Annotated in this window: 20 protein-coding genes and 1 pseudogene; 8 read left to right on the top strand and 13 right to left on the bottom strand. The window is 69.3% G+C overall.

The genetic code is table 11. The features are described from left to right. Positions 1-110: 110 nt before the first annotated feature. The 6 genes from NLI01S_RS16015 to NLI01S_RS15990 form a co-directional block, all read right to left on the bottom strand. Positions 111-677 carry a CAP domain-containing protein gene (locus tag NLI01S_RS16015; protein ID WP_084392645.1) on the bottom strand — a complete coding sequence of 189 codons (567 nt, stop codon included), beginning with the start codon at positions 675-677 and terminating at the stop codon, positions 111-113. Between the two features lie 93 nt (positions 678-770). Further along, a complete protein-coding gene (locus NLI01S_RS16010; RefSeq protein WP_223809264.1) occupies positions 771-992 on the bottom strand; it encodes a hypothetical protein in 222 nt (73 codons plus the stop codon). A 100-nt stretch (positions 993-1,092) separates the two neighbouring features. Next, complete coding sequence (locus NLI01S_RS16005; RefSeq protein WP_067605193.1) at positions 1,093-1,362, bottom strand: hypothetical protein; 270 nt, start codon at positions 1,360-1,362, stop codon at positions 1,093-1,095. Between the two features lie 815 nt (positions 1,363-2,177). Further along, a complete protein-coding gene (locus tag NLI01S_RS16000; protein ID WP_067605191.1) occupies positions 2,178-5,036 on the bottom strand; it encodes a penicillin-binding transpeptidase domain-containing protein in 2,859 nt (952 codons plus the stop codon). A gap of 384 nt (positions 5,037-5,420) precedes the next feature. After that, positions 5,421-6,767, bottom strand: a complete 1,347-nt coding sequence (locus NLI01S_RS15995; RefSeq protein ID WP_067605204.1) for an FAD-dependent oxidoreductase — start codon at positions 6,765-6,767, stop codon at positions 5,421-5,423. A gap of 280 nt (positions 6,768-7,047) precedes the next feature. Continuing rightward, positions 7,048-7,731: a lysophospholipid acyltransferase family protein gene (locus tag NLI01S_RS15990; RefSeq protein WP_067605189.1), complete on the bottom strand. Its 684-nt coding sequence runs from the start codon at positions 7,729-7,731 to the stop codon at positions 7,048-7,050. A 226-nt stretch (positions 7,732-7,957) separates the two neighbouring features. On the opposite strand from NLI01S_RS15990, the gene NLI01S_RS15985 reads away from it, so the two are divergent. Further along, entirely contained in the window at positions 7,958-8,617 is a 660-nt protein-coding gene (locus NLI01S_RS15985) for a cyclase family protein (RefSeq protein ID WP_067605187.1), read from the top strand. 24 nt (positions 8,618-8,641) lie between these two features. Here NLI01S_RS15985 and NLI01S_RS15980 read toward each other — a convergent pair whose 3' ends face one another. From NLI01S_RS15980 to NLI01S_RS15970, 3 genes are all read right to left on the bottom strand, one after another. Beyond that, positions 8,642-10,729 (bottom strand): FUSC family protein, encoded by a 2,088-nt coding sequence (locus NLI01S_RS15980; protein WP_084392644.1) that lies wholly within the window; start codon positions 10,727-10,729, stop codon positions 8,642-8,644. Positions 10,730-10,828: 99 nt separating this feature from the next. Further along, positions 10,829-12,028 carry a hypothetical protein gene (locus NLI01S_RS15975; RefSeq protein ID WP_067605183.1) on the bottom strand — a complete coding sequence of 400 codons (1,200 nt, stop codon included), beginning with the start codon at positions 12,026-12,028 and terminating at the stop codon, positions 10,829-10,831. Between the two features lie 151 nt (positions 12,029-12,179). Further along, the gene (locus NLI01S_RS15970; RefSeq protein ID WP_067605182.1) at positions 12,180-12,722 is read right to left on the bottom strand and encodes a GNAT family N-acetyltransferase; all 543 of its coding nucleotides are present in this window, start codon (positions 12,720-12,722) and stop codon (positions 12,180-12,182) included. Between the two features lie 310 nt (positions 12,723-13,032). On the opposite strand from NLI01S_RS15970, the gene NLI01S_RS15965 reads away from it, so the two are divergent. Next, entirely contained in the window at positions 13,033-13,962 is a 930-nt protein-coding gene (locus tag NLI01S_RS15965; RefSeq protein WP_067605180.1) for a LysR family transcriptional regulator, read from the top strand. Positions 13,963-13,996: 34 nt separating this feature from the next. On the opposite strand, the gene NLI01S_RS15960 is transcribed toward NLI01S_RS15965, so the two are convergent. Continuing rightward, the gene (locus NLI01S_RS15960) at positions 13,997-14,932 is read right to left on the bottom strand and encodes a LysR family transcriptional regulator (protein WP_067605178.1); all 936 of its coding nucleotides are present in this window, start codon (positions 14,930-14,932) and stop codon (positions 13,997-13,999) included. Positions 14,933-15,003: 71 nt separating this feature from the next. On the opposite strand from NLI01S_RS15960, the gene NLI01S_RS15955 reads away from it, so the two are divergent. Then, a complete protein-coding gene (locus NLI01S_RS15955; RefSeq protein ID WP_067605176.1) occupies positions 15,004-16,047 on the top strand; it encodes an EamA family transporter in 1,044 nt (347 codons plus the stop codon). 20 nt (positions 16,048-16,067) lie between these two features. On the opposite strand, the pseudogene NLI01S_RS15950 reads toward NLI01S_RS15955, so the two are convergent. Next, positions 16,068-16,355, bottom strand: a pseudogene (locus tag NLI01S_RS15950) (winged helix-turn-helix domain-containing protein); the annotation flags it as partial. A gap of 365 nt (positions 16,356-16,720) precedes the next feature. On the opposite strand from NLI01S_RS15950, the gene NLI01S_RS15945 reads away from it, so the two are divergent. The 3 genes from NLI01S_RS15945 (at position 16,721) to NLI01S_RS15935 (ending at position 20,352) form a co-directional block, all read left to right on the top strand. After that, positions 16,721-18,523: a hypothetical protein gene (locus NLI01S_RS15945; protein WP_067605174.1), complete on the top strand. Its 1,803-nt coding sequence runs from the start codon at positions 16,721-16,723 to the stop codon at positions 18,521-18,523. A 48-nt stretch (positions 18,524-18,571) separates the two neighbouring features. Further along, entirely contained in the window at positions 18,572-19,219 is a 648-nt protein-coding gene (locus NLI01S_RS15940) for an alpha-ketoglutarate-dependent dioxygenase AlkB family protein (RefSeq protein ID WP_067605202.1), read from the top strand. Between the two features lie 77 nt (positions 19,220-19,296). Continuing rightward, complete coding sequence (locus NLI01S_RS15935; RefSeq protein ID WP_067605173.1) at positions 19,297-20,352, top strand: magnesium and cobalt transport protein CorA; 1,056 nt, start codon at positions 19,297-19,299, stop codon at positions 20,350-20,352. 16 nt (positions 20,353-20,368) lie between these two features. Here the strand turns inward: NLI01S_RS15935 and NLI01S_RS15930 are convergent, their stop codons facing one another. Further along, complete coding sequence (locus NLI01S_RS15930; protein WP_067605171.1) at positions 20,369-21,907, bottom strand: hypothetical protein; 1,539 nt, start codon at positions 21,905-21,907, stop codon at positions 20,369-20,371. 203 nt (positions 21,908-22,110) lie between these two features. Here NLI01S_RS15930 and NLI01S_RS15925 point away from each other — a divergent pair, with 203 nt between their 5' ends. Together NLI01S_RS15925 and NLI01S_RS15920 are read left to right on the top strand one after the other, a co-directional pair. Further along, the gene (locus tag NLI01S_RS15925) at positions 22,111-23,523 is read left to right on the top strand and encodes a GH1 family beta-glucosidase (protein WP_067605169.1); all 1,413 of its coding nucleotides are present in this window, start codon (positions 22,111-22,113) and stop codon (positions 23,521-23,523) included. A gap of 186 nt (positions 23,524-23,709) precedes the next feature. After that, the gene (locus NLI01S_RS15920; RefSeq protein ID WP_067605167.1) at positions 23,710-24,276 is read left to right on the top strand and encodes a TetR/AcrR family transcriptional regulator; all 567 of its coding nucleotides are present in this window, start codon (positions 23,710-23,712) and stop codon (positions 24,274-24,276) included. A 25-nt stretch (positions 24,277-24,301) separates the two neighbouring features. Here the strand turns inward: NLI01S_RS15920 and NLI01S_RS15915 are convergent, their stop codons facing one another. After that, on the bottom strand, positions 24,302-24,529 hold the full coding sequence (locus NLI01S_RS15915) for a hypothetical protein (protein ID WP_067605165.1): 228 nt from the start codon (positions 24,527-24,529) through the stop codon (positions 24,302-24,304). Between the last annotated feature and the right edge of the window lie 34 nt (positions 24,530-24,563).

The raw sequence follows: 24,563 nt of genomic DNA, 5'->3' as shown, positions 1-24,563 counted from the left end.
GGGGGTGGGTCCCGTCGACCGACGGGACCCACCCCCTAGACATCTCGGCTTCAGAGCGTCGGTGAACCCGACCGTGGACGCATCGGCCGTTCCGCGGACGGGAGGTGTCCTCAGGAACCGAAGCCGAAGACCTGGGTCCAGTAGACGCCGTCCTCGGTGGTGACCACTCCGACACCGGTGTCCACCGAGTCGCAGTTCATGATCACCTTTCGGTGCCCCGAGCTTTCGAGCCAGTTTCGCACCGTTTCGGAGGCCGTCTCATAGCCGGCGGCGATGACCTCGCCCGAGGGGCGGTCGTAACCCGCCGCTTTGGCCCGTTCGGTATAGGACCGCCCCTGTGAACCGACGTGGGTGACCGTGCCTCGCCCGGCCATGTGCCGACTGTGTTCGCGGGCGGTCCGGGTGAGGCGTTCGTCGACCTCGAGCGGGTCGCAGCCGTTCCGGGACCTGGCCTGGTTCACCAGGTGTACGGTCTCCTCCTCCGCCTGGGACCACGGCTTCGCCGACGAGGCGCCGAACCAGGACGGGGACCATTCGGCGGTGTCACCGGGTTGGACGGCCGAGAGTGGCTCGCCCGGGTTCGTGCCGGTCGTGCCGGGGTGTGCTCCGCCCGTCACACTCGCGCAGCACAATGCCAGAGCCGTCCCCATGAGCAGGGGTTTCCAATGGTGGCGCATCTCTTCCTTCCGATCACCGGGTGTGCGATCGGACCCTTGGCCCGGACACACGTGGGCGGACAGCCGTCGACTGCCCGCCCTGACGATGAGAATTCATTCGGACTTGCTCTTGGTCCGGTCCATTCCTGCGCCCTCGGGCCCAGCGGTGTAGGTCACACGTTCGTAGCCCACATTTCCGTCATCGTCCACATGACTGCGAATCAGACTCAGGGTGGCGCCCTCCGGGCCCGCGGAGCTGGAGTCGTTCTGAAAACCCGCGTCGGCCATCGCCAGTGAGGGCGCGGCCACCGTCAAGCCGAGCGTCGCGATACTCACGCACAGCGCTCTTCTCGCTGATGGCATGGTGTTACCTCTTCCTCCGGTGCATGGGCCGGGCGCGACGGTTCGAGACACGCCGCGCCCGGCAGGATCAGAGTTAGTTGGCCGCGCTCGTGGTGTTGTGGCTGGCGGCGCCCTTGAAGCCGGCGGCGCTGGAGTCGTGCTCGAAGTAGGAACCACCGCCGTGCTTGTGGTCACCGTCCACGGCCACGGCCTTCACACTGTTGCTGGTGGCGCCCTTGAAGCCGGCGGCGGTCGATTCGGCGGAGAAGTAGCTGTCCGCCATCGCGGCGGCGGGAGCACCGAAAGCCAGGGTCGGGGCGACGACGGCGGCGAAGGCGATACGAGCGACAGTCTTGCGGTTCATGCTTTGCCCTTCCTATGTGGACCGACACCCTGCCGGTCCGGGGCGCCTGCTCCGTCGACCCTCGGTCGGCGAAGCCCTTTCGGCGCCACAGGTGGGAATGCCCGAACATCTCCGCTAGTAACGCTAAGTAATTATCTAGTTGCGCAAAGTAATAATAACTCGCTCTGGTGTAACCCCATCCTTCTTCTTGCGCGTCGAAGGGGCGACGGTGGTGTGGGCCGAACTCGTCCTCGTAGTCGAACTCGCCCGGCTCGGGCGCGGCTCTGATGGCCGAGGGCGGGTACATGCGGGACTCCCGCGCCGCCGGTCGTTCGAAAAGGACACTCTCGTCTCTGCCCGATCGGCGGGTTCGAGGGCCGAGCCGTTTCCGGCCGAACAAGGAGTCCACGCCATGCTCTTGTGCTCGGCTTTGTCCGCCCCGAGGACGAAAGGACGCTCGTGGTTCCGTGTGGGAGGGGCCGAGAGCGGAACCGGAACCGGAACCCGCTGTTCCTGGGTGAAGAGGAGGCCGTCGCCGGAATCGGGAACGGCCCTGTGCGTGCTCGCCGGACTCGAACAGGCCCGGGCCCCGCAGCCACGGCGTCGGCTCAACGCCTTGCGAACCCCGCCCCGCCGCTACCGGGCCAGGTCCCTCAGACCGACGGTCGGCGCCGACACGTTCGTCTTGTTCGCCGGGGCCCGCCACGACCTGGTGGTGGCAGGTGAGCGGGCCATCATCCATCCCACGGGGCCGCTCCCTGGTCGATGGAACCGGAACTCCGGTCCACCTCCCAGGGAGCAGCTCACCGGGCGGGCCCGCCCACGTTCTCGGCTTCCTAGAGCGCGTTGGTGAACTTCGCGGCCAGCGGACCGGCCACGGCCGAACCGCCCCCACCGCCGTCCACCACCACGGCGAACGCCACGTCGCCCTTGTAACCGACCATCCACGCGTGGCTGGGCAGTTCGTCGTCCTCGTCGGCGTCCTCGGCGGTCCCGTACTCGGCGGTGCCGGTCTTGCCGTACACCTCGCCCTCGAAGTCGACGCTCTTGGCGGTGCCGTCGGTGACCACCGCGCGCATCATCGGCCGCAGCGCCTCGGCGTTGCCGATGGCCGTCGGCTCCGGCAGCCCTTCCGCCGCCGGTTCGGTCACCAACACCGGCCGGCGCCATGAACCGTCGGCGACCGCCGCGGGCACCGTGGCCATGTGCAGCGGCGAGGTGAGGATCTGACCTTGACCGATGCCCTGCGCACCCATCATGGTGGTGCTGTCCACCGGCGGGAAGCTCGGCTCGTGGGTGGCCACACCGATGTCCAGCGGCTTGTTCATCCCGAACTGCTCGGCACCGGCCAACAACGTCTCCGGGGTCAGGTGCTCACCGATCTCGTGTACCAGGGCGGTGTTGCACGAGGTCGCGAACGCCTCGGTCACCGACTGCTCGCCGTACTCGGCGTCGCCCGCGTTGCGGAACGGCCACCCGCCCAGCTCGTACTCCTCGGGGCAGTCCATCGTGGCGTCGGCGGACAGACCGTTGTCCAACAGCGCGCTGTAGGTGACGATCTTGAACGACGAACCGGGCGCGTACTGGCCCTCGAAGGCCCGGTTGAATCCGCCGGGCACGTTCACCGCGGCCAGGATCTCCCCGGTGGAGGGGCGGATCGCGACCAACCCGGCCGGATCGTCGGCGTTGATGATGGCGTTCGACGCCGCGTTCTGGACACCCATGTCGACGCTGGTGGTGATCGACTCACCGTCGGACCCGTCCAGGGTCGCCAAGGTGTTCTCCTCGGTGGCCTCCAACGAGTCGGGCTCCTCGGCCTCGGCGGCGTCCACCATCAGGATGGTGGTCGCGGCCTCACCGGCCAAGCGCTCCTCGTAGGTGCGCTGGAGCCCGCTCTTACCGACGGTGTCACCGATGTTGTAGGCCGGCCCCAATCTCTCGATGTCGTCCTCGTCGGCCTCGCCCAGCGTGCCGACGATCATTTGCAGTGAACCGGAGATGTCCGGGGTGTCCAGCCGAGTGCCGTCGGCGGCGTGGATCTGGCCGCGCTCACCGAACACGGCGGTGCGTGCGAGCACCTGGCCCTCTCCCAACCCGGGGTAGGCGACCTCGGGTGAGAAATCGATCCACCATTCACCGTCCTCGCGCACGAGCGGGAGTTCACCCTCCCAGCCCCAGTCCGAGGCGTTGGTCAGCGACAGCGTCACCTCGTAGGAGGCGCTGCCGGTGCCACCGTCGGTGACCGGAGTGCCGATCTCCACGTCGACCCCGTCCACGCCCAGCCCGGCGTCGATCCCGCCGAGGATGGCCTCGGCGTCGTCACCAGTGGTGACGGCGGCCAGACGGGCGAAGTCCTGCTCCTCCCAAGCGGCCTCGTACTCGCCTGTGGCCTCCTCGGGCTCGGGCAGGGTGTAGACGTACCATCCCACGCCACCGCCGATCAGGGCCAGCACGACCACGACCGAGGCCAGAGCGATGAACAGCCCACGACGGGACTTCTTCTTCGGAGGACCGGCGTCGTAGGAGTCGTCGTAGTAGTCGTCGTCGGGGCCGTGCGGCCCCTGGGGTCCGCCGGGCCCATCGGGGCCCTGGCCGTCCGGACCGCTGTAGAGGTACTCGTACCCCTGCCCCTGCTGTTCCGCCTGCGGGGTGGACCCGTCCTCGGGCCCGAGCGGGGCCGAACCCGGGTAGGGGGTGTCGCCCCCGTAGGTGGGCTGTCCGCGGTAGGGCGTCTCCCAGGACTCGGTGGAGGGCTCTTCCGGGGCCGACCATGCCGATCCCGTGTGCTGTCCTGATCCTGTGTGGGCGCCGGTGCTCGGCGCGCCCCACTGCTCCCGTACGGGTTCGGCGGGGACTCCTCGCCCGCCGGGGGCGGACTCCGCCTCCGGCGGGGTGCCCCACCGCTCCTCGTCGGCTCCGGAGGCCGCCCGGTGCTCCCAGGAAGGACCCTGGGCGGGGCCGCCCCACTCGTCCGCGGGTCGTTCGGGGAAGGTCTCCTCGCCCCAGAGCCTACGCGGGTCGCCGGCCTGTCCGTCGTGTTCCTCCCACGCGGGCTGCGCGGGCCGTTCCCACGTGGACCGCTCAGGGGAGTCACCTCGATCGCCCTGAGTTCGATCCCAGGGCGTCTCGGGGCCCGGAGCGTTCCACGGTTCCGGTTCCGTGCTGTTGCCGTGGTTCCAGCTGCCCTGACCGGACGGTGGTTCGGGGGCCAGTCCCCAACCGGCGGCACCGGACTCGGGCTCGCCGGTGGAGGCCGGGCCCTCCCACGCGGGTCCCGTGGAACCCTCCTGAGGTTCCCCGAAGCCGTCGCCCGGGGTGCCCCACGAGCTACGGCCGGCGGTGTCCCATGAGTTCTCCGCGGGGCGTTCGTGATCCTGGGACACGGGATCGGTGGGGCTCACGTCCCAGGGACGGGGAGCGTGGTCGGGGGTCGGCTCGGAGACACTCTCGCGTTCCTGGGTCTCACCGGTCTCCCGCGGCACTTCCCATGCCTCGGTGGCGGGATCGCTCGGCTCAGGGTCCGCGGGACGCGGATGCCCGAAGCCGAAGCCTCCAGAGTCCTTGGGACGAGCCCCTGATGGCCGCTGGGGGATGCGATAGGGGTTCTCCGGGCGCGGCTGCAGAGCGCCGTCACCGTCCGACCGATCGTCGGGCGGTCCGGAGGAATCCGGCTGTCGGGGGGACCAATCGTCCACGCCTGACCGTCCTTCGTTGCGTTTCCGGGAGAGACCACGATGCCCCGCTCCCACTTCGGTGGGAGCGGGGCACGAGGTTGATGGTCGGCATGGCGGTCGCCTCTCGGCGCGGGGCACAACGGGGCTCCTGGCCGTCCGGTCCGTCCCACCCCGAAGGGCGGGTGCCGGACGCGGTATTCCGCGAAGGCAATAGTTGAGGCCCGGGGGACACTTGCTACCACACCGACCAACAGTGACTCTAACCCATTGGTCCGGGCAGTTGTTCCACGAACCGGGAGAGAGCCGAATGCGCAATCTCACGGTGCCAGAAGCGCCAGGGGCGGGTAAAGAGCGAGGGCCGGTCCCGCAGAGGGGCGCGGGACCGGCGGGGAAGCACGTGCGCGGCTAGGCCTGACGTGCGACGCTGGTCTGTTCCTCACGGCTGAGCAGCTTGAGGCGCTTGCGGCCGCGTTCGGCGCCCAGCTCCTCCTCCTTGGCCTCGATGCGCTGCCAACCCTCCCAGGTGGTGTACTCGACACCGCGCTCGGTGAGCAGGGCCCGGAAGGACACCGGGTCGGGCTCGGTGGCGGGAGTGAAGGAGTCACGGTCGGCGACCAGGTTGGTCACGGTCTCCAGGGCGTCGCCCTTGGTGTGGCCGATGAGGCCGACGGGGCCGCGCTTGATCCAGCCGGTGGCGTACACACCGTCGATGGGGTTCTCGTCCAGGTCCAGGACCCGGCCCTCGGAGTTGGGGACCACGCCCCGTTCCTCGTCGAAGGGCAGGTCGGCCAGGGGCGATCCCAGGTAGCCGATGGCGCGGTAGACGGCCTGGACCTCGGTGTCGACGAACTCGCCGGTGCCCTTGACGTTGCCGTCGCCGGTCAGCTCCATGCGCTCGGTACGGATCCCGGTGACCTTGTCCTCGCCCAGGATCTCGGCGGGAGCGTGCAGGAAGTGCAGGTGCAGGCGACGCTCGGATCCGCGCTCGTCCCGGATCGCCCAGTTCTGCAGGACCTTGACGTTGGTCTTGACCTGGTTGGAGTCATCGCAGGCCTGGAGGCTGCCCTCGTCCATGTCGAAGTCCTCGGCATAGACCAGGACCTCCACACCGGGCTGCTTGTCCAGTTCGCGCAGCTCCATCGGGGTGGCCTTGCACTGGGCGATGCCACGACGGGAGAACACGTGCACGTCGGTGATCTGCTTGGCCCGCAGACCCTCGTAGACATTGTCGGTGATGTCGGTCGAGAGCAGGTCGTCGGCGTCCTTGGCCAGGATGCGGGCGACGTCGACGGCGACGTTGCCCGCGCCGATCACCGCGACGCTGGTGCCGTCCACGTGCCAGGAGGGATTGACGTCGGGGTGGGAGTCGTACCAGAAAACGAAGTCGGCGGCGCCGTGGCTGCCGGGCAGGTCCACGCCGGGGATGTCCAGCGGCCGGTCGCGGTCGCTGCCGGTGGCGAAGACGACCGCGTCGTAGTGGCGGCGCAGGTCCTCCAGCTTGAGGTCCACGCCGTACTCGACGTTGCCGTAGAAGTTGATCTGGGGCTTGTCGAGGATCTTGTGCAGCGCACCCTGGATCTGTTTGATCCGGGGGTGGTCGGGGGCCACACCGTAACGGACCAGGCCGTACGGCGAGGGCAGCTTGTCGAGGATGTCGATGCTGACGGACGTGCCGCACGCGGACAGGGTCTCGTCCTTGGTGAGCAGGTCCGCGGCGTAGATGCCCGCCGGGCCCGCACCCACGATTCCCACTCGCAGTGGTCGCGTCATCGCACAGCTCCAAGTCTTCGCGCCAGGGTCGGACGCCATCGAAAGGTAAGGCTTGCCTAATCTATCCGGTGTGGCCACCGGGAAAACCCACTCTAAGGGTAGGGAATTCTTCTCTCGTCGACAGGGCGAACGAGAGTGGTCCGAGGGGCTCGTGTGCTCGAAAGCCAGGTCGACACGTGGATTTGAGCTTGAAAAAGGGCCCTCGATTCCGGGTCAACGCCTCGTCAAGGGCGAATGAGCCCCGGAAAAGCTGTGGGGAAAATCACCCCTGTTCGAGTTCGGCCTTGACCGAAGCTGCGAATCGCGCCACCTGCTCCTGCCCGGACAGCTTGGCGATCGCTCCCATGATCGCGTCGGTCGCCTCCCTGCGGGGCTTGGCCTTGTGCGCCTTGCCCAGCCATGGCGACAGGTCCACCGGCTCGCCGAAGCGGATTCCCACCCGGTTGAAGGAGGGAACCTTGCGCCCTGGCGGGAGGATGCGCTCGGTTCCGGTCAGTGCGACCGGGACCACCGGCGCCCCCGTGGTCAGGGCCAACCAGGCCAGTCCGGTCTGTCCCTTGTAGAGGCGGCCGTCGGGGGAGCGGGTGCCTTCGGGGAAGATACCGAACACCTCGCCGCTCTCCAGGACGGCCAGGCTGTTGTCCATGGCCTCCTGGGAGCTCTGGCCGGGCCGGCGGTCCACCGAGAGTGGGCCCAGGGCACGCAGGGCTCGCGCGATGATCCGCTTCACGAAGGTGCTCTCGTCGAACAGTTCCTGCTTGGCGATGAAGCGGACCGGTCGAGGGCAGGCCACACCGACGAAGAGGGGGTCGATCAGTGCCAGGTGGTTGGGGGCCAGGATCACCGGGCCGCTCGTGGGGACGTGGTGAACGCCTTCCACGCGCTGGGGCCACACCATGCGGCTGGCGGGCGCGACGAGGGCCTTGGCCGCTCCGTACATTGACACGATGGAGTTCGCCCCTTCTCGGCGGGTGAATCTGCTGTGGGGGTACGCGGACGGTCGGGTGTCGACGGCCCGCCACGGTGCCTACGAGCTTAGCGGGGGACGAATGCCGTTCGATCGGGGTCCTCGACCCCTGTCGTGACCTGTGCCACCCGCGCTAGGGTCGTGGTCTAGACCTCTGGCCCGGTTCAGAGGCCCTCCTGCCGGATACGAGCGAGGAAGCACAACCATGCCGAAACTGGTCGACGTCAGCCACCAGATCACCGACGGAATGACCACCTGCCCCGGGCTGCCCGAACCCGTGATCAAGGAGAGCACCACCGTCGCGGGCGGGGTTCCCGGACACGGCGACAGTAGCGGCAGGGTCTCGATGGTCGGGGCGACCGGAACCTATGTCGAGATCCCCGCCCACCCCTACCGCGACGCCGCGGACCCCGCCGATCTGGACCTGGACCGGGTCGCCTGCCTACCCGGGATCGTGGTCGACGCCACCGCTCGGCGACGGGTCGGTCCCGAGGCCTTCGCCGGGCTGGACCTGCGCGGTCGGGCCGTCCTGCTCCGCACGGGCTGGGATCGGCACTGGCGGACCGAGACCTACGGTACCCACGATCACCCGCACCTGACCGAGACGGCCGCCAAGACCCTGGTACAGGCCGGGGCCACCTTGGTCGGCATCGACTCGATCGGGGTCGACGACACCTCACCGGCCAGCGAGGGGGCCCGTCCGGCCCAGGCCACCCTGCTCACCGCGGGGGTGCCGATCGTCAGCCATCTGTGCCTGCTCGACCGACTGCCCAGCGAGGGGTTCACCTTCTACGCGGTCCCCGCCAAGGTGCGCGCGGTGGCGGCCTTCCCGGTTCGGGCGTTCGCGGTCTTGGACCAGGACTGAGCCCCGACCGGCCCGCCACGGTCGCTAAAGGTCGGCGTCCACGTCCCGCTGGGCGCGGCGCTGTTCACGGTGGGCCCGCCGCTCGGCCTCCTGGCGGACCGACCTCTCGTCCTGGGCCACCGCGGTCGTCATGGCGGTGGCCAGCGCCCGTAGTTCCATGTTGATGCGCGGGTAGGCGGGCAGTCGGGGCAGCGCGCCGAGCCGCGGGGTCCGCCGCTCCTCCATGGCCGAGATGAGTTCGCCGAACGCCAGATCCACGCGTTGCAGGGTGATGATGCCGACCGGATCGGGGCCGCGGTCCTGGGAGAGCGCGGCCAGCGCCAGGTAACCGATGCGCTGGGTGGCCACCACCACCGGCCACAGCGGTCGGGTGGAGGCCGCCCGGGGCGCGTCGCCGAGGGCGCTCTCGTACACACCCCGCAGGCTCACCGTGGCCGCGCGCATGTCCCTGCGTAGCCGGTACCGGTGCTCCTCGGTGATCTCCGAGTCCTGGTCCAACACCGCCATCATGCACTGGCGGGTGCGCTCCAGCACATTGGAGATGGCCTGTGGCAGGCGGGTCGCCGAAGCCTTGCGCCACAGCAGCAGGGCGCCGGCCAGACCGAACACCGAACCCACCACGGTGTCGATGAACCTGGACTCGGCGAGGTCGGTGAGGGGTGCCGGCTGGGCCGTGTAGGACAGCATCAGCGCCATCGGGGTCAACACGATCGAGGCGTAGAAGAAGTTGCGGGCCACCACGAGCTGCGTGGTGCCCTGGAACAGGCCGGCCAGGATGATCACCACGGCCAGCGGTGGGTTCAACAGGAGCAGTCCCACCCCGGCCAGCACACCCAACAGGGTGCCCAGGGAGCGCTGCACCGAACGGTTGAAGGCCAGGGCCACGTTGCCGGCCTGCAGTACGGAGGTGGTCGTCAGTGCCACCCAGTAGTAATGGTCCAGCCCCATCCACAGACCGAACATCCCGGCGGCGGTCACCGTCAGCCACATGCGCAGCGCGGTGGGACGGATCAGGGACTCCGAACTCAGGCTGGAGCGCAGGGCGTTCGCCAATGCCGGGTAACGCTCGTCGTGTAGACCGGCGGAGCGATGGTCGTCCTCGACGTCTTGGTCCTCGGCGCTACGACGAGCGGTCTGGGCGGTCCTGGTCAACAGGCCGTAGAGGCGGGACTCCAGCGAACGCGGCCGCATCCCACGGCGCAACTCGTGCAGGGACTCGGGGTCGGGGGCTTGAGAGGGATCGGCGACGGCCGGTGCCAGCAGCTCGGCGAACTCGGCGGCCTGGGTCGGCAGGGGCGTGGTCCGCGCGATGCACACCTGGGTCGCGGCCAGATGGACGTCGGAGACCCAGCGCAACAGCGCGCGCAGACGGGCGGCCTCGGGAGTGGGACTGTAACCGCGGGTCTGCCCCAGCAGCACGATCCGCCAGGCTTCGGCCACGGCCACCGAGGCCTGGTGCTGGGCGTGGTCGAGTTCGGACGTGCCCACGGAACGCAGCAGGGCGGCCAGTTCCCGGAAGGCCTCGGCCACCGCGTGGTATTCGGGGCGACGGGACCGGAACAGGGCGCCGGACATCGACACCGTCCAGCCCACCGTGGCGCCCAGCGCGGCGATGAGTGCGTGCAGGGGGACCTCGGCGACCCCGCCGGGGGCGATGGTGGAGATGGTGGCGACCAGAACGAAGAACATCGGTCCGGGCTTGTCCACCCGCCAAGCCGCGCAGACCCATGTACTCAGGCCGGCGGTCAGACCGATGGAGGCCACCGCCGCCCAGGGGGACAGGGACGATGCCAGGGAGTTGAAGGTCACCGCGGCGACGAAGCCCAGCCCCACCAGGGCGAGGGCGGCGGCGCGGTAGGAGTAGGGCGTCTTCTTCTCGTACAGGACGGTCATGGACCCGAGCGCGGCCATGGTGCCGAGCTGGGGGCCGAAGAGCATCGTGGCCAGGGCGAAGGAGACCGTCATCGCCACGGCGGCGTACGCCGCGGTCCGCCACGCCCAGTGCCCCGCCTCCAGACCGAAGAGCGCCCGAAGGTCCATTCGGGGGCTGGGGCGATCGCCGATGGTCGCACGCCGGGGAGCTTGATCGGACCGACCATCGCCCAGCGGCATCGGGCCGGTTTCACCAGTGGTTCCCAGATCTCGCACGGCCACCATCCTAAGCCGAAGAAAAGGTGCAAAAGGGGACGTAAGTCATATGACGGGGTGGGCTCAGGTGGATCCCGTCTTCTCGCGCACGCGCTCCCGCAGGGAACCAAGTTCCGCCTCGGCCCGCTCGGCCCGCTCCAACGCGAGGTCACGGGCCTCCTCGGCCACCGACAGCCGCGCCGCTCCGGCCTCGCGCGCCTCGCTCAAGGTCATCTCGGAGTTGCGGCGCTGGGACTGCAGTTCCGCGGCCAGACGTTCGCGTTCGGAGTTCGACCGTTCCAGCTCCGCGGTCAGGCGTGCACGTTCGGCCTCGGCGGCCGCGCGGTCCGACTCCGACCGCTGGTGGGCACGCTCCAACTCGGTGTCGAACCGGGTCCGCTCCGCCTCCAGGTCCCGAGTGGCCCGGTGGGTCCGGTCCTCGGCGGCCTCGGCGCGGGTACGGGCCTCCCGCGCGGCCAGATCGGCCTCCTCGCGCAACCGGGATTGTTCGTTGAGCTCGACCCGTGCCCGCTCGACCTCGCCACGTGAGCGGTCCAGGCGCAGTGCGGCCTCGGTGCGCTCACGCTCCAGGTCGGAGCGGGCGCGTTCGACCGTGTCGGCGATCCGACGTTCGGCGGCGGCCAACCCGGCGTTGGCCTCGGCCACGGCCGCGTCGCGCTCCAGCCCCGCGATCCGGGCGGACTCCGCCAGCCGGTCGCGCTCGGCCTCGGCGGCGTCTCTGCGGCCCAGGGCCTCCTCGGCCATGCGCTCGGCGTCCTGGGTGTCGGCCACCGCCGCGGCGGTGGCCTCCTCGGCGGCCCGCCTGGCCGCCTCGGCCTCACGGCGACGGTTCTCCGCCTCCAAGCGTGCGGAGTCGGCCTCCGAGACCCTGCGCGCGGACTCCAGACGAGCCGCCTCCACCTGGGCCTCGGCGGCCGCGGGGTCGGACATCGTGGTGAAGGCCTCGGTGGCCGCGGTAAGGGTCGCGCCGAGCTGTTCGGTCTGCACGGCGAAGCGGGTGAGCAGGTCGTCGGCGCGCAACCGCGCGGCGGTCACGGGCTCGGCGGACTCCGGGGTGGTGGGAGCGTGTTCGCGCTGTCCGGCGAGGGCCTCGCTCTGGGCGTTCTCCGCTTCTTGGGCCAGCCGCTGGCGTTCTTTCCACGCCCGCCACCGCGTGTGTTCGGGCAGGTCGCAGTATTGCGGCGGACGTCCGGGGGCGGTGCTGCGAGGGACCGGTCGGGTACAGCCGGGAAAGACACAGGTGTTCGAGTCGGAGGAGGCCACGGGGCGAGCGTAGCGTCTTCGACCTTCGAGTCGCCGAGGTGTGTCGCCGGCGTCCGGCACGGGGAAGCCCCCGCGCGGGACGTGGGTATGACCGCGCGGGGGCCGGTTCGAGTGGCCGACCCGAAGGGCGGATCGGCCGGGTGACCTCTGGTCAGTCGTGGGCGCCGAAGCCGTCGACGCGACACACCATGGTGGTGACGAAGGGCCGAAAACCCTCCTGCTCCAGGAAACGGATGTCCTCGGAGGCGGTGGCCATCGCGGAGAACTCGATGTCCCGCACGTTCATGGCGGCCAGCTGCCGGCGGACTTCTTCCAAAAGCTTGGAACCCACCCCGGTGCCGGTGTACTCGGGGTCGATGGCGAAGGTCTGCACGACCGCGACCTGCTCGCCCCGGTCCCAGCTGCCCTGCGTGTTCTCGCGGAGGGTCACCATCGCGTACCCGGCCAGGTCGCCCTCGTTCTCGGCGAGGATCGCCATGGTGTCGGGATCGGACATCCAGGACAGGTACTGGGCGCGACGCCGACGCCAGGACTCGTCCAGGCTCACGGCGCTGATGATGTCCTCGAGGTGTGGGGCGGTCACCGTGTGCTGCTGGTGGAGGGCGCCCCACAGGTCCGCGAGCTCCTCCACCTCGTGGGCACCGAGGTAGCGAAAACCGAGAACACCGATGTTGTTCGGTCGAGGTTTGGTCATCAGCGAAGTTTGCATTTTCTTCTCACCCGTTCCACCAGCTTGGGCACTGGAACCCTGGAAGCCGCCCGGTGCGGATTCGTGGTTGAGCTGTGAGTCTGACTGTACGTGCCGGTAACGGAAGGGGAAGGTCCGACACGGGGAAAACCACGCACGGCATCACTAGTAGAGAAAAAGTGCGAATCTTTCGCTCGGGGAGGTGCTGGGAGTGTGGCGTGTTCGGTGGTGTCGTGTGCAGCGAATCACCCGCAAAGAACCCATGATCGGATCGAAATCACATCGAAACCTTAGGGCTCTGCCATAAATTGGGTTCATGATCGATGTCCGACGTTTGCAGCTCCTCCAGGCCCTCGACCACCACCGCACGGTGGCCGCCACCGCGGAGGCGCTCAGCGTCACACCTTCGGCCGTCTCCCAGCAGTTGGCCGCCCTGGCCAAGGAGACCGGCGTCCCGATGGTGGAACGCCAGGGCCGGCGCTTCCTGCTCACCGGGGCCGCGCGCGTGCTGCTCGAACGTGCGCACGTGATCTTCGCGGAGATGGAACGCGCCACCGCCGACCTCGCCGAGTACTCCGCCGGGGACCGCGGTGTCGTTCGCGTCGGCTCCTTCTCCACCGCCATCAGCGATCTGGTGGCGCCCGCACTGGCCCGGCTGCGTGACAGCCACCCCGGATGGAGCTTCGAGGTCGTTCAGGCCGAGCCCGAGGAGAGCGCCGAGATGGTGCGGTCGGGCCGCCTGGACGTGGCCGTCACCATGTCCTCCAGCCACCTGCCGTCCGCCGGGGACCCGGACTTTCGCACCGACCGCGTGATGGTCGAGCTCTTCGACGCGATCCTGCCCTACCAACACCCCCTGGCCACCCGCACCAGTCTCCACCTGGCCGACGACCTGGCCGACGAGGGCTGGATCCTGTCCGCACCGGGTACGGCCTGGCACGCCTGCGTGACCGCGGCCGCCAACCAGGCCGGCTTCCAGCCGCACGTGGTGCACACCGTCGACGACTTCAGCGCAGTCTTCTCCATGATCCAGGCGGGCCTGGGCGTCGCCCTGATGCCCCGACTGGCCTGGACCGGCCTCAACCACCCACAGATCGTCGTGCGCGGGGTGCGCGAGACCGCACGCCGGCACATCATCGTGCTCTCCCGGGCCGGAGCCACCCCCGAACCCCTGCTCTCCGCGGTCCGCGAGGCCGCGAGCAAGGTACCGGTGCCCTCGGTGGGCCCCTTCGCGATCGCGGGCTGAACCGGCGGGTTCATCTCTTCCCCGATCTTCGCGATCACTCCGGCTTCGTGGCCCACGGCAACGGTGGAACGTCGTCGAGTACGTCTTGGGCGGACTGGTGCAGATAGGCGGCGACCACCCGGATCGGTCGCCAGGACCAGACGCCGGTACGTCCGGCCAGGTACACCTGCCGCACCCCGCCCAACTCACCGAGGGGCGCATGGGCCACCCCGCGCCGGGTGGCCGTCGACAATCGGGGCACCACGCCCACGCCCAGCCCGGTGGCCACCAGCTCCTCGAACAGCTCCAGGGTGTCGATCCGGTGCACGATCCGCGGAGTGAACCCCGCGTCGGCGCACATCCGGTGCACCAGGGCCTCCTCGTCTCCCCGGTAGGGGCTTGCGATCCAGGCCGCGTCGGCCAGCTCGCGCAGGCGTCGCCGGGTGAGGGTGCGGCTGTCCGCCCCAAGAGAGGACTGGGACAACAGCAGCCCCTCGGTTCCCACCGGGTGCACCGTCAGCGTCCCCGGGAAACGTCGGGGGAGAAGGCTGTACTGGTACACCACCCCCAGATCGGCCTCTCCGTCCTGCAACAGCGCCAGCGCCTGCTCCGATTCGTACTCGGTCAGGTGGATGTCGATCCCCGGGTGATCGCGGCTCAACCGGCGTAGCGCGGGCAGCACGATCGGCGCCGCCGAGGTGTACATGACCAGGTCGACGCGGCCCACCGGCTCGCCCTCACCATCGAATTCGGCCCGGGCCGCCTCCACTCGGGAGAGGATGTGCACCGCGTGTTCGGTGAGCCTGCGCCCGGCCGGGGTGAGCCGCACCCGGCGACCGTCGGGGGCGAGCAGGTCCACCCCCGCCTCCTTCTCCAGAACGGCGAGGTGCTTGGAGACCGCCGAGGTACTCATGCCTGTGACCTCGGACACGGCCGCCATGGTGCCGAGCCGGTCCAGTTCCACGAGGAGGCGCAGGCGTGTGAAATCCATCCACCGAAACTACATGGTCCATCAACCATGAGTTCGTGGACAGAAACGAAGGGTTTGGATCGAATGGTCGGGTGATCCGCTCATTCCTCCCCTCATTCAGCCCTGCCCGTTTCCGGGTCCCGGCGCCGCTGATGCTGCTCATCGGCATGTTCACGCTGCACACCGGCAGCGCGCTCGCCGTCACCGCGTTCGAGCACGCCGGGCCCGCCACGGTCACCTGGCTCCGCCTCAGCTGGGCCGCGGTGCTGCTGCTGGCGATCGGTGGTCGCCCTCTGTGGCGGGCCGTGCGCGCGGCGACCAGGCGTGAGCTGGGTGCCGTGGTGATCCTGGGCACAGCGAGTGCGGGGATGATGATGTTCTACTCCGAGGCGACGGCGCGGATCGAGCTCGGCACCGCCACCTCCATCGAGTTCCTCGGAACCCTCGTGGTGGCCGTGGCCGCGATGCGCCGCCGTCGCGAACTCGTGTGGATCGTCGCCGCCGTCGTGGGCGTGGTGTGCCTGACCCGCCCCTGGCACGGCGACCTCGATCTGGCCGGTGTCGGTTTCGCGCTCGCGGGCGCGGTCTGCGTGATCGGCTACATCGTCCTCACCCAGAAGGTCGGCGCGGGCTTCGGCGCCGTCCACGGGCTGACCTTGTCGATGGCGGTGGGCGCGCTGGTCACCGCACCGCTGGGCGCCCCGGCCGTGATCGCCGAACCGAACCTCGAGCTGATCGGGTTCACCCTGCTCATCGCCCTGCTGTTCCCGATGGTGCCGTTCCTGCTGGAGATGATCGCCCTGCAACGGATGAGCCGGACCGGTTACAGCACCTTCTCCAGCCTGGAGCCGGCCGTGGCCCTGGTGATGGGCATGATCGTCATCGGCCAGGCCCCGGTCACCGTCCAGCTGGTGGGAATGGGACTGGTGGTGATCGCCGGTATCGGGGCGGCGCGCGGGGACCGTGGTTCCGGGCCGGCCGTCCCAGAGAAGAAGGTGGTGCGCGAGCGCCACGTTCGAACGGGTCCGGGGACGAAGGACGGCGCCCCCGGACCGCACACCCCCGCACACGCCGAGGTCCTCGACCCCGAGGGGTTCGAGGACCGGGCGCCGGTGCGCGGGGTCACCGCGGCCTGATCGCCTTCTCGATCGTCCGTGGGCGAGGGGACCGACACCCCGTCGGCGATGTCGCGCAGCGCCCGCACGTGTTCGTCGAAGGCCTTGCGTCCCTGGGAGGTCAACGTGAGCGAGGTGCGGGTACGTCATCCCACTCGGAACTTGCTCACCGCCACGTACCCGGCGTCCTCGAAGGTGGAGGTCTGCTTGGACAGCACCGAGTCGCTGACCTCCACCAGGTCGCGCAGGACGCGGAACTCGATGGTGTCGGCCGAGACCAGTGCGGCCACGACGGATAAGCGGACGGGGGAGTGGATGACCTCGTCCAGCCGAACGCGTGGATGGTTCGCTTCGTGCTCCTGCTATGACGCAGGGCGATCAATCCGACGGCGGAGTCGGTGACGCCCAAGGTCGATACCGGCCCCAGACCCGTCAGTCCGAAGGCGATTCCATAGAACGCCTACCGACCGCCCATGGGGCGGACCCTCTTGTTCATGTCCGTGGCCTGTTCCAGTGCGTCCCAGGCGTCTTCCCCGCGCACGTGCACGCCTCCCGTGGCCGTCAAGTTTCCATGTTGGCATTCACTTTCCATGCTGGAAAGTGATTTCCGAAGGGAAACCAACGGCGTCATGACGTGTGCCACGTCCACGGAAAGCACGGCCACACCGCCGAATGCACTAGCTTGGTGCCAATCATGGCCGTGACATCTGACCTCGAACTCCTGCGCGCCCACGAACCGGTGCTCGTGTGCACCAAGGGCGAACTCTTCTTCCCCACCGACGTGGACGCCTACGTCCGCAACTGCAGCCTCTGGATCGAGGAACCCGGCGGACGCGAGAGCGTCATCGTCCCCGTCGGAGAGCTCACCCTCGATCGCCTCGCGCAGGCCGAGGAGGAATGGCCGCGCCGGCACAAGCACCTGCGCTTCGTCCAAGAGGAGACCCTGCGTGAGGAGGCCCGCCGGTTCAAGGGCGTCGCGCGCTCGGTCATCCCCAAGAGCGGTCGCCTGGCCGCCGTGGGCGTGCTCGGCCGCGTCCTCGACATCCTGATGAAGCTGTCCCTGCTCATCCGCGGCGCGGTCCCCGGCGGTGTCACCTTCGCTGCGGTCACCCGATTCCGCGAGCGGGTCGACAACGGGGGCGCCACCTATTACGGGCGCGTCACCCGCGAGGGCGGCTACACCATCCTCCAGTACTGGTTCTTCTACGCGATGAACGACTGGCGCACCATCTACGGCGGGGTCAACGACCACGAGGCCGACTGGGAACGCGTCACCGTCTACGTCGTGGAGAACCCCGACGGCACCACCAGGCCGGTCTGGATCGGTGCCTCCTCGCACGAGTACCACGGTGACGATCTGCGCCGATCCTGGCAGGACCCGGACCTGCACCGGGATGGCGACCACCCGATGGTCTACGTCGGCGCGGGCTCCCACTCCCACCAGATGCTGCCCGGCGACTACCTCATCCAGGTCGACCCGGCGATCCTGCGCGGCCTGGTCCGATTCTGGCGACGATTCACCAGCCGCCTCTTCCGAGCCGACAGCGCCATCAACCGGCACGGCATCGGAGTGCCCTTCGTCGACTACGCCCGCGGTGACGGCGAACGTCTGGGCCCCGGCGGGGATCGGGAGTGGAACGCCGTCCTCATCGACGACGAGACCTCCTGGGTCAAGGGTTTCCGCGGCCTGTGGGGGCGCGACACCGGCGACTTCTTCGACGGCGAGCGCGCCCCCAGCGGGCCCCGCTACGAACGTGACGGCACCATCCGCCGCTCCTGGGCCGACCCCCTGGCCTGGGTGGGGCTGCAGAAGGTCGCTCCCACCGAGTCCGCCGCCCGCGCCGAACTGCGCGCCCATGTGCGGACCCTGGAGGGGAAGGTGCGCGCCCACGACGCCGACATCCTTCGTCGCCGTGACGAACTGCGCCGGCTGGAGTCCGCGCGCCTGGTCCTGCGCCGCGAAGCCCAGTCCCGCGCCCTCTCCCACGAGTACCAGGAGCGAATCGAGGACCTGGAGGAGGAACTCGCGGAGGTCTACGAAAAGCGTGTCCTGACCGCGGACGAACGCGACACCCACCTGCGTGCCCTGGAAAGCGCCATCCCGCTGGTGCCCACGCCGACCGGGCACCTCAAGGCCCCGCACATGCCCTACGCCTCGGGAGAGCAGCAGAGCACCCGCTTCCTGTACCTGTGGGTGGCCCTGAGCACCCCGCTGTTGCTGATCTCGCTGGCGCTGACCCTGTTCCTGCTCGACGGTCAGATGACCCTGTGGGCGATGCTCGGCGTCGTGCTGTTGTTCGCCGCCATCGACTCCGTGGCCCGCCGCAGGTTCGTCCAGTACCTCACCGGGGTGGCCGCCCTGATCGTGGTCACCGCGGTCCTACTGGGGGTGGTGATGGCCTTCGTCGCCGACTGGCGCATCGCCGTCACCGTCCCCATCGGCCTCATCGTCGTGGTGCTGTTGATCGTCAACATCCGCGACCTCGTCCGACGCTGAACCCGACGCCCCGTGCGAGGCCTGCCCGCACGGGGCACAATGGGGTCCATGGACGACGCCCTGTTCGGTTCCCCACCGGTGCACGTGGCGCCCGGAGCGGTCCACCTGCCCGGCAGGATCCCCCTGGACTCCCAACGCGAACTACTCGAACGCTGCCGGGAGTGGTCGCGCGGACCCGCCGGGATGCGACGGCACGTCATGCCGCGCGGCGGGATGATGAGTGTTGCGATGGTCTCGTTGGGGTGGCACTGGAAACCGTATTCCTACAGCCGATCCCTGCCCGACGGGACCTCCGTTCGGCCCTTCCCCGCCCTGCTGGGCGACCTGGCCGAAAGCGCGGTCGGAGAGGCCTACGGAGCGCCCCACGAGGGCGACCCCTACGACGTCGCGCTGGTCAACTTCTACGACGCCGACGCCCGCATGGGCATGCACCAGGACCGCGACGAACTCTCCCGCGCCCCCGTGGTGTCGGCCAGCCTCGGCGACACCTGCGTGTTCCGCTTCGGCAACACCGAGAGTCGCAACCGGCCCTACACCGACGTCGAACTGCGCAGCGGCGACCTGTTCGTCTTCGGTGGTCCCTCCAGGATGGCCTACCACGGCGTGCCCCGGGTGCGCCCCGGCACCGCCGATCCCGCGCTCGGCCTTCGGGGACGGCTCAACATCACCGTCCGGGCTTCCGGGATCGGCGACTGATCAGAGCGTGTCCTCCTGGCCGAAGGTCCCCGCCTTGGCCAGGATCGGGCGTGGGGAGAACCGAAGGAGGCCGACCCATGACCGAATCCGCGCCCGAGCGCATCATGGCCCTGGGCAGGCAGGACGCCGTCCTGCCCGCCCACGCGCCGTCCGGGGAACGCCGGATCCTCCTGTACCGGGAGGGGGAGCCCACACGGGAGGTCGACGGTTTCACCGAGGTCGACGAGGCGATCGCCGCGGACCCCACCACCGTGGCCTGGGTCGCGTTGACCGAACCCAATCGCGATCAGGTGGAGGAGGTCGCCGACCACTTCGACCTGCCCCACCTGGCGGTGGAGGACGCGATAGTGGCCCACCAACGGCCCAAGATCGAGACCTACGGAGACACCCTGTTCATGGCCCTGCGCCCGACGGTCTACGACGAGGACCAAGAGAGATTGCAGGTCGGTGAACTCCATGTCTTCGGCGCCCACTCCCTGGTGGTCACGATCCGCCAAGGGGTCGGGCCGGACCTGGAGCGGATCCGCGCCCGCCTGACCGAACACGCGGACCTGAGAGAGCGGGGCGCGCTCGGGATCGTCTACGCCGTCCTGGACCGGGTGGTCGACGACTACGCGCCCGCGGTCGCCGGTCTGCAGGAGGACGTGGACGAGGTGGAGAACCAGGTCTTCAGCGAGGAGAAGGGTGTCTCACGGCGTATCTACCGCCTGATGCGCGAGGTCATCATCCTGCAACGGGCCGTGGACCCGCTCGGCGAGGTCCTGGACGAACTCGGCGAGCGTTGGGGGCGGGCGAAGAGGGAAACGCGAGGTGGCCTGATCACCTACCTGCGCGACGTCGCCGACCACGTGGCCGCCATCCGCGAACGCGTGGACGGCTTCCGTCAACTCTTGCAGGACATCATGGCGGTGGAGAGCAGTCTCGTGGACCAGGCCCAGAACGAGGTGATGAGGAAGGTCTCCTCTTGGGGCGGCATCCTGGTGGTGCCCACGCTCATCTCCTCGGTCTACGGGATGAACATCGCCCCCCAGCCTGGTTTCCACTGGTTGTTCACCTGGCCGCTGACCTTGGCCGCCATGGCCATGGTCGGTCTCGTCCTGTACCTGATCTTCCGGCGCAACGGCTGGTTGTAGGGGACGGAGGACACCCTCACGGGTTGAGCAGGCGGTGGATCTCCTTGAGGTCATCACCGGCCAGGACCCGGTTCCGCTCGGCCTCGGCCTGGCTTTCGCGCCACTCCCGGACCGCCTTCTCGACCCGCTCGTCGATCCGGCGCAACTCATGGGAGCGGACCTGCGCGGTGTTCTCCCGTTCCTTGGTGGTGGAGTGGTAGGCCAGCCCGATGCCGCCCAGAGCGACCAGGGTCAGGAACCACAGGAAACCGTGCATCGTCAGCAGGGACAGGACCAGTAGCACGCCGGCCGTGGCCATCGCGATCCACAACATGCTGCGGGAGTCGTTGCCGGGGGTGGCCGCGACCTCGGCCTTCTTCCTGGCCTGCTCCAGCTGTCCGCGGTCCGCGCCGGAGGCGGTGATGGTGACGGAGGTGCCCCGCAGCGTCACACTGGTCCGGTCGGGCGCCGGCTCGGTGGCCCGGGCCGCCAGCTCCTCGGCTCCCTCCAGCACGGCGCCGCGTTGCAACACCAGGGCGAAGGTCCGACGGTGCGGGGGCGCCTTCTCGGAGACCAGGTCGCGCTGGAGCAGCGTACCGACCTCCTCGACGTTCTCGCCCCAGGAGGGCAGGACGATCTCCTCGCCGGAGCCCTCGATCACCGCGCGCAGTCGGTTGGCCTCGGCGAGCAGGGGTGCCTCCTCCGGACTGCCCTCCTCCACCAATAGGCGCAGGGTCTGCAGGAGGAAGTCGGCGCTGTCCTGGTCCGGCGCGAGCACCTCGGTGGGGCCGCCCTCACCGCTGAGCGTGGTGACGCGGGCGACACGTTCGCGCACCTCGGACAGGCGGCGGGCCGCCTCGGCGCGCGCGGCGAGCCCGCTTTCGGATCGGGGTCCGCGGCCGGAGGGCGCGGTCGTGAACCAGGCCTCCACCTTCGGGGCTTGGACACCCTCGGCCGACCAGTGGCGCAGGCTGGACAACAGCAGGCGTTCGCGGGCGTCCTCACCCAGTGAACCGTCGGCGCTCAGCAACCACAGGGCGCGCTGGCCGCGGGTGAGCCGGGTGCCCGGTACCGGGAGGTGGGGGAGGAGGTCGGCGGCCGTGTTCTCACCGAGGGCACGGCCGTGTTCGGCGCTGGTGAGCGCGGCGGCCAGGGCGCTGAAGCTGCGGGCGCGCTCGGCGTCTATCGCGGCGGCCTCGTCGAAGCGGATCCGAGCCCGGGCGAGGTCGCCCACGAGCAGGCAGTGCAGGCCTCGGGCCGCCGGCACCAGCCAATAGCCGGGCACGTCGTCGAGTTCGAGGCTTCCTGGTACGGCGCCGTCGATCATCTGCAGGGTGCGGTGCCGGGTGATGGCGGCACCGTCGAACATGGTGAGGGTGACGCGCAGGTCGCTGAGTTCGATGAAGGCGTCCAGGGTGGCGGAGACCCGATCCAGTCGTTGTTCCAGGCCGCCCTTGAGCCGCCCCAGCTCCGAGCGCATGCGGCTGCGCTCGCGGGCCATCTGTGAGTGTGCGCTGTCGAGACTCTCCTCCAGGTCACGGATGCGCACGTTCTGCGAGTAGTCGGTCCAACTCATGCCTTCGCCCTTTCTACGGCGCGCGGGGGACGCGGCGCGCTGGAGGTTGTGACGGTGTCGGGCCCGTTCCGGTTCGGCGTGGCAGGTCTCGTCTCGGTAGCCTTTTTCGTCACCGTGCGTGCTCGATCGAACGCGCGGTGGTGGTTGATCTTCGGGGTCGCGTGGATCACAATTGGGAGCGCTCCCAAAGGAGGGTGAATCCTATGTCCGGCCCGTACTCCCAGGCAGACCCCGTGCTCCCCGCAGAACTCCTCTTCGGCACCGCCACCGCCGCCTATCAGGTCGAAGGCGCCGTCGGCGAAGGTGGTCGAGGTCCCTCGATCTGGGACACCTACTGCCGCACCCCCGGACGCGTAGCCCGAGGCGAGAGCGGTGATGTGGCCTGCGACCACTACCACCGCTATGGCGAAGACGTCGCCCTGCTCGCCGAACTGGGCGTGGACCTGTACCGCTTCTCTGTCTCCTGGCCGCGCGTGCAACCCACCGGTAGCGGTCGCCCCAACCCCGAGGGGCTCGCCTTCTACGACCGGCTGGTCGACACGATCCTGGGCGCCGGCATCGAACCCGTGCTCACTCTCTACCACTGGGACCTTCCCCAGGCCCTGGAGGACGAGGGCGGCTGGCGGGTTCGCGACACCGCGCACCGCTTCGCCGAGTACACCGCGATCGTCGCCGAACGCCTCGGTGACCGCGTCAACCGTTGGATCACCCTCAACGAACCCTTCTGTTCGGCGTTCGTCGGGCACGCCATCGGGCGCCACGCCCCCGGGACCAAGGAGGGTGCGCCCGCCCTGGCCGCCGCCCACCACCTGCTCCTGGCCCACGGCATGGCGGTCGGTGAACTGCGGGCCGCCGCCGCGGGGGAGGTCGGCATCACCCTCAACCCCGACCACCTGGTACCCGCCACCGACTCCGCGGCCGACCACGCCGCGGTGGAGCGGGCCCGCACCCTGCACAACCGCACCTGGTTCGATCCCATCTTCACCGGTGCCTACCCCGACAACGAGAAGGAGGTATGGGGCGCGCTCGCCGATGGCGCTCACCGGGTCGAGGGCGACCTGGAGACCATCGGGCAGCCCCTGGACTTCCTCGGGATCAACTTCTATCGACCGATCATGCTGCGCGACGCCCCGCACGTCGAACCCGATCCGACCCGCCGTACAGCCGTCGACATCGGTGTGGAGCAGGTCCCCTACGAGGGCGTCCGACACACCACCATGGGCTGGCCGGTGGTGCCCGAGAGCTTCACCGACCTGCTCGTCGACCTGGACCGCGGCTACCCGGGCCTGCCTCCCATCCTCATCACCGAGAACGGGTCGGCCGAACCCGACGCCCCCGACGACACCGGACGTGTGCACGACACCGATCGGGTCGACTACCTGCGCGACCACCTGGCGGCGCTGGGCCGCGCCATCGAGGCAGGGGTGGACGTGCGCGGGTACTTCGTGTGGTCGTTGCTGGACAACTTCGAATGGGCCTATGGGTACGACCGCCGGTTCGGGCTGGTTCGGGTCGACTACGATCTGCTGGAGCGCCACCCCAAGGACAGCTTCCACTGGTACCGCGACTACCTGACCGCCCATCGGGCCGCGCGCGTGAAAGCCGACGGTGCCTGACCGGAACCCCGTTCCACAGGAGTGTCCCGATGTCCAACGCCGTGTTGGCATCCGTTTCGATCTGGGGCAAGCTGGACTCCGTCAGTTACGCGAGGGCTGTGGGAGCTCATGACGGACGGATCGGGTATGACGGCGCCGCAGGATTCGAGTCCGGGGACCAGCGGGAGCCTGCGCGCCGCGCAGCGCATGCTCCAGCTGCAGAACAGCCTCGTGGAACTACTGCGCACCAAGCCTTTCAGCCAGGTCACCTACAAGGAGATCACCGAGGGCGTCGACATCGATCGCTCCACCGTCTACCGCTACTACAACCACAAGAACCAGGTGCTCCAGGCGGCGGTGGACGTGCGCCTGACCTCGTTCGCCTCCCAGGTGGACCTGACGTTCGGACGCATGGAGTCCATCGACGGCTACATGGGGCGTCTGGTCGACGGTTGGATCGCGCTGTGGCTGGAATCAGGCGCCTTGCTCGCGGCGGCCTCGGGGATGGGCGCGGAGCCCGGCCCTCAGCGGACATGGTGGCGTGAGCGCATCGAACCGTGGACCGAAGCGGTCCGTGAGGCCATCGAGGTCGCCCGTTTCGTGGAGGAGCTGCCCAAGGACGGGCGTCCGGCCAGGCCTCTGGCCGAGATGACGGTGGGCATGTGCCTGTCCACCTTCAACAACGAGCTGACGGTCCCGCACGAAATCGAACACCGCACCATGGTGCGGGACCTGCTGTTGGACGCGATCCTACGTACCATGGGCCGCCGATAGGAATCCGTGGGCGGGGCGAGTCGTCTCAGGCGCGCTGGCGGGCCACGTCCCCGAAGGCGCCGACGACCGCACCCAGGGCGAACATGGAGGCCTCATCCTCGTCCATGTGCACGATGCCGGCGGGAACACGGACACGGTAGGGCTTGTCCTCGGAGGGGAGGATCTCCAGACCATCGATGATCCCCTGTCCCTCCAACATCAGGAGGGCCTCACCGACTCTCCCGGTGCGGTCTCCCCGCGCCCATATCGACATGCGTCTCACCCTAACTACGGCGTGTGGCCGACGG

The sequence above is a fragment of the Nocardiopsis listeri NBRC 13360 genome (genome assembly GCF_001570765.1).
Classification (GTDB): domain Bacteria; phylum Actinomycetota; class Actinomycetes; order Streptosporangiales; family Streptosporangiaceae; genus Nocardiopsis; species Nocardiopsis listeri.
This window is presented reverse-complemented; position numbering and strand designations above follow the sequence as displayed.